4 protein-coding genes are annotated in these 4,751 nt (G+C 54.1%); 2 read left to right on the forward strand and 2 right to left on the reverse strand.

Features of this window, described 5'->3' with window-relative positions; all coding sequences use genetic code 11:
- Positions 1-823, reverse strand: an 823-nt coding sequence (locus A918_RS0118665; RefSeq protein ID WP_022712519.1) for a MetQ/NlpA family ABC transporter substrate-binding protein, incomplete at its 3' end; no start/stop codon positions are given.
- 351 nt (positions 824-1,174) lie between these two features.
- Positions 1,175-3,247: a penicillin-binding protein 1C gene (gene pbpC / locus A918_RS0118670; RefSeq protein WP_033316271.1), complete on the reverse strand. Its 2,073-nt coding sequence runs from the start codon at positions 3,245-3,247 to the stop codon at positions 1,175-1,177.
- A gap of 148 nt (positions 3,248-3,395) precedes the next feature.
- On the opposite strand from pbpC, the gene A918_RS0118675 reads away from it, so the two are divergent.
- Together A918_RS0118675 and A918_RS21090 are read left to right on the forward strand one after the other, a co-directional pair.
- Positions 3,396-4,295, forward strand: coding sequence for a LysR family transcriptional regulator (locus A918_RS0118675; RefSeq protein ID WP_022712521.1), 900 nt, complete (start codon positions 3,396-3,398; stop codon positions 4,293-4,295).
- Positions 4,296-4,405: 110 nt separating this feature from the next.
- Positions 4,406-4,751: NAD(P)H-dependent oxidoreductase subunit E (locus tag A918_RS21090; protein WP_022712522.1), on the forward strand; the 346-nt coding region annotated here is incomplete at its 3' end.

The following is a 4,751-nucleotide window of genomic DNA, read 5'->3' on the forward strand; positions in this document are numbered from 1 at the left end:
TATACGCACGGTCGAGTTCTGCTTTCACCGGCTCGTTCTGGAAAGCTGCAACAAGCGGTTTCACCCATGCTGCATCTTTGTCTTCAGTGCGGATGGCAATGAAGTTACGGTAAGGATTGTTTTCCTTTGCTTCCCAGCCGATAGCATCCTTTACAGGATCCAGACCGGATTTGGCTGCCCAGTTATTGTTGACGATGGCTGCATCGAGATCATCAATGGAAAGACCGACAACACCGGCATCCAGTTCTTTGATTTCAAGCTTCTTCGGGTTCTCAACAATATCAATCGGAGTTGCAAGAATGCCTGCATCCGGATTGAGTTTGATCAGACCTTTGCTTTCGAGAACGCGCAGGGCACGGCCTTCATTGGTCGGATCATTCGGAACGCCAACGATTGCGCCTTCTTTCAGATCTTCCAGCTTTTCAACTTTGCGGGAATAAATACCAATCGGCCAGAGAGCAGTGTAACCGGCAACGGAAATCTTATAGCCGTGCTGTTTGATCTGCTCATTCAGATATGGCTCATGCTGAAACGCATTGGCATTAATCTCTTTACGCTCCAGCGCTTCATTCGGCTGGGTGTAATCGTTGAAAATGACGGTTTCGATTTTGAGGCCTTCTTTTGCAGCCTGTTCAGCAACAACTTTCCACACATCTTCGTCTTCACCACCCATGATGCCGACTTTAATGGTTGTGTCCTGTGCCTGAACCGACAGAGGTGCAGCAAATGCAACGCTCATGGCAACAGCGGAAAGCAGCATCATTTTCATGCCGGTGCGGCGCGAAATTAAGGTTTTGACGCGGGCGATATCTGACAACGACATTGCTGTTTTCCTTATAATTTTGGTCATTAAGCGGTCTCTCGCTTAACGGTTTTGCCTCACAAATCTCATACCTGTTTTCTCTCAAACGGAGGCAGGCGGATTGTGTGAGTATATTCTTCACAGAATGGTGTGCGATAACAAGGAAGTTTCGTCTACGGATTAAATTTTATTAGAATATTTTTGCGTAATTTTGCTAAATTACGAATAAAACTATCGCAGATAAATATATGTTTATATTTAGCATTGTGCGTTTGGTAATAAGTTGCAGCTGTGCGGAATCGAAATTCATCACATAAAAACGCCCGCAATGCGAAGTGCATTACGGGCGTGATATGCGGATATGGCTTAGTTTTAATCGATGAAGACGCGTACGCTGGCGGCACGGCCAACCGCGTCAATCACGGTCAGTGTGGAATAGCCTGCACCATCCGGCTGCCAGAGGCCGGAGCGCTTGCGGGAGGCTTTATCCAGCGGCTTGCCATTGGCCAGCCAGATGAACGGTGCGCGGCCGCCCTGCATTTTCAATGCCAGTGGTGCGGTGGTGCCGTCAGGCTGGTTGGTCAACTCGACCCGCGCACCTTCCGGCGGAAACAGGATTTGCGGTGCGGATTCCCGCACGGACGCACTGACTAGTGGTGCGAGATAGGGTGTAAAGCGCCGCAACGATACCGGCAGCTCGGATTGGCGCAGCCGCATTGTACCGACCGGTGGGGCTGCAAGCGGGGTAAAGCCGACACCGGATTTGGAAAAAGCTTCAAACAGGATCGGTGCGGCGGAGCCATAACCGCTCAAACCCGGCACGGCGCCATTATCGGCACGGCCAACCCAGACACCCAGCACATAGCGACCATCAAAACCGACAGACCATGCATCACGATAGCCGTAGCTGGTGCCGGTTTTATAGGCGAGGCCGCGCTGGAGTGACCCCAGCGGCGGTTTAACGCCTGCCAACACATCGGCCACCTGCCATGCGGCTGCGGGTTGCAGCAGCGGCTCACCGGAGGTTGCGCTCTTGTCATCTTTTATACGGTCATCCACGCCATTGGAAATGACGGCGGTTTTACCACGATTGGAAAGGCCGGTGTAAAGCTGCACCAGATCCTTGAGGCTGATGCCAAGCCCGCCAAGACCAATAGCCAGACCCGGTGTTTCCCCCGGTGGCAATGTGGTTTTAATATCTGCGCGGCGCATCCGCACCATCAGGCGTGTGGCACCGACACTGTCGAGCAGGCGCACGGACGGTACATTAAGCGAGAGTTGCAGCGCCTCGCGTACCGTCACATCGCCCTGATAGCTCATATCGAAGTTACGCGGGCGATAGCCGGAGAAATTGGTCGGCCGGTCTTCAATAATGGTTTCCTGCATCACCAGACCGTCTTCAAAAGCCAGCCCAAAAATAAAGGGTTTGAGCGCGGAGCCCGGTGAGCGCTGCACATTGGTCATATCAATCCAGCCGGAACGGCTGGAATCAAAATAATCCGAGGAACCGACTTCACCGATAATCTCACCGGTCATAGCATCGGCCATGACCATGGCGACGGAGATTTTAGGGCCGAGGCGCTTGGCGGAATCCATTGCCACGGTTTCCAGTGCCTGCTGCACCGAGCGCTTGAGCGTCACATGATGCACATTGGCTTGGCTATCTTTGCGCAGCGCGGTTTCGCTGACATGCGGGGCAAGGGCCGGCATAGCTAAACGGCGTTTCGGTATAGCCAGATGTGCGGCACGGTCGGCCTCATCATTGCCGATCAGCGAGACGACAGCCAAGCGGTTCAGCACACGGTCACGGGCGGCACGGGCATTGTCAGGATAGCGGTCGGGACGGCGGCGCTCCGGTAATTGTGGCAGGGCAATCAGCAGAGCGGCTTCTGATGTGGTGAGCCTGCGCGGTTCCTTGCCGAAATAGGCAAGGCTGGCAGCACGGATACCTTCAAGATTGCCGCCAAAGGGCGCAAGCGTCAGATAGGCATCGAGAATTTCTTCTTTCGACAGGCGGCGCTCGATTTGCACGGCGCGCAGCATCTGGCGGAACTTGGCAATAAAGGAACGCTCCGTGCGCGGTTCAATCAGACGGGCAACCTGCATCGACAGAGTGGAACCGCCGGAGATAATGCGCCCGTGGCTGGCAAGCTGTATGGCTGCACGCCCCATTGCGCGGGGATCAATACCGCCATGGTCGCGAAACCGCTGATCCTCATAGGCGATGAGCATGTCAATAAATTGCGGATCGACATCTTTATGGGTGGTAGCGAGCCGCCAGTGACCGGAAGGAATAGCAAAGGCACGCAGCAGATTACCGTCGCGATCCATCACCTCTTTGGATGTCTGGCTGACTACTTCCAGCGGTGGCGGAAAAGCCTTATCGAGAATTTCCAGACTGGCCCATGTCACAGCCAGAGCGATTGCAGTGCCGCTCAAGACCATGAGCTTCTTATGCAAGCGCGGTTTTTTAAGGGGCTGGGTCTCGGCCAAAAGCTGTCTCCGCCTGTATCCGCAGGCATAATTCTGAGCGGTTGATTGTATCGCTCTTATAATATTGCATATAACAGGGCAGAAAATAACGGGGAACACCATGATCGACAAGCTGGAATATTTCATTGCGCTTGCGCGGGAAAAGCACTTCGGCAAAGCGGCAGAAGATTGCGGCATTACCCAGCCGACATTGTCCGCCGGTATCCGCCAGCTTGAAGATATGCTGGGGGTGATGCTGGTGCAGCGCGGATCGCGCTTTCAGGGGCTGACACCGGAAGGGCAGCGCGTGCTGGAATGGGCAAGGCGCATTGTCGGTGATGCACGGACGATGAAAGAGGAGATGCGGGCGGCGCGTTTCGGCCTTGGCGGACATATCCGTATCGCGGCAATTCCCACCGCACTGGCGATGGTCTCGCAGCTGACAACGCCGTTCCGCGAGAAGCATCCCGATGTGACTTTCACGATCATTTCCCGCACCTCTGTTGAAGTGCTGGCCGCGCTGGAGAATTTCGATATTGATGCCGGAATCAGCTATCTGGACAATGAACCGCTGGGAAAAGTGACTGCGGTGCCGATTTATCGCGAGAGCTATCAGCTGATTACATCGGTCGGCAGCCGGTTTTCGGAGCGTGAAAATGTCACATGGGCGGAAGTCGGCAGTTTGCCGCTCTGTCTGCTGACAAGCGATATGCAGAACCGCCGGATTATCAATCAGCATCTGGCGCAGGCGGGAGTAACCGTGCAGCCAACATTGGAATCCAATTCCATGATTGTGCTGTTTTCTCACATCCGTACAGGCAAATGGGCGAGCATTATGCCGCTCAATCTTTCCCAGATTCTGGGCTTTAGCGAGCCGATCCGCTCTATTCCGATTGTTGAGCCGCAGGCCAGCCATAGTGTCGGGCTGATTGCTGCGCAGCGTGAACCGCATACGCCGCTGATTGCTGCTTTGCTGCATGAAGCAAGAGCATTGTCGCGCATTATGATGCCGCTCACTTGATAGATTTTTTCTATTGAATGACGGTTTTACCCTATTGAATCAGGGGCGCAGTTTTGATCTGTTCTAAGATGGGGAACAGAAATATAAATTTGCGGGAGGCTTTGACGTCAATGTCAGGCTCGGATTCAGTTTTTACCAGAAGCGCAGGCACGTCATCTCAAAAGTCTGATGTCGCTGAGCGCACGATAGATGTTATCAATGAGTATAAAGCCATTGAGGGCCCGCTGCTTCCTGTCTTGCACGCCATACAGGAAGAATTCGGCTATGTGCCGGCGGAAACACTGACACTGATTGCCGAGACGCTGAACCTGTCGCGCGCGGAAGTGCATGGCGTTATGACTTTTTATCACGATTTTCGCGCATCGCCGACCGGTCGCCATGTGATCCGGCTGTGCCGCGCTGAGGCTTGCCAGTCTATGGACGGCGACCGCGTGGCAGAAGCCGGGCAAAAGCTGC

Origin of the sequence: Pseudochrobactrum sp. AO18b, from assembly GCF_000409565.1 — a bacterium.
GTDB classification, from domain to species: Bacteria; Pseudomonadota; Alphaproteobacteria; order Rhizobiales; family Rhizobiaceae; genus Pseudochrobactrum; species Pseudochrobactrum saccharolyticum.

Bases quoted from the DNA above. Each gene is read 5' to 3' on its own strand.
- pbpC (WP_033316271.1), bottom strand. From the start codon at position 3,247: ATGGTCTTGAGCGGCACTGCAATCGCTCTGGCTGTGACATGGGCCAGT.
- A918_RS0118675 (WP_022712521.1), top strand. From the start codon at position 3,396: ATGATCGACAAGCTGGAATATTTCATTGCGCTTGCGCGGGAAAAGCAC.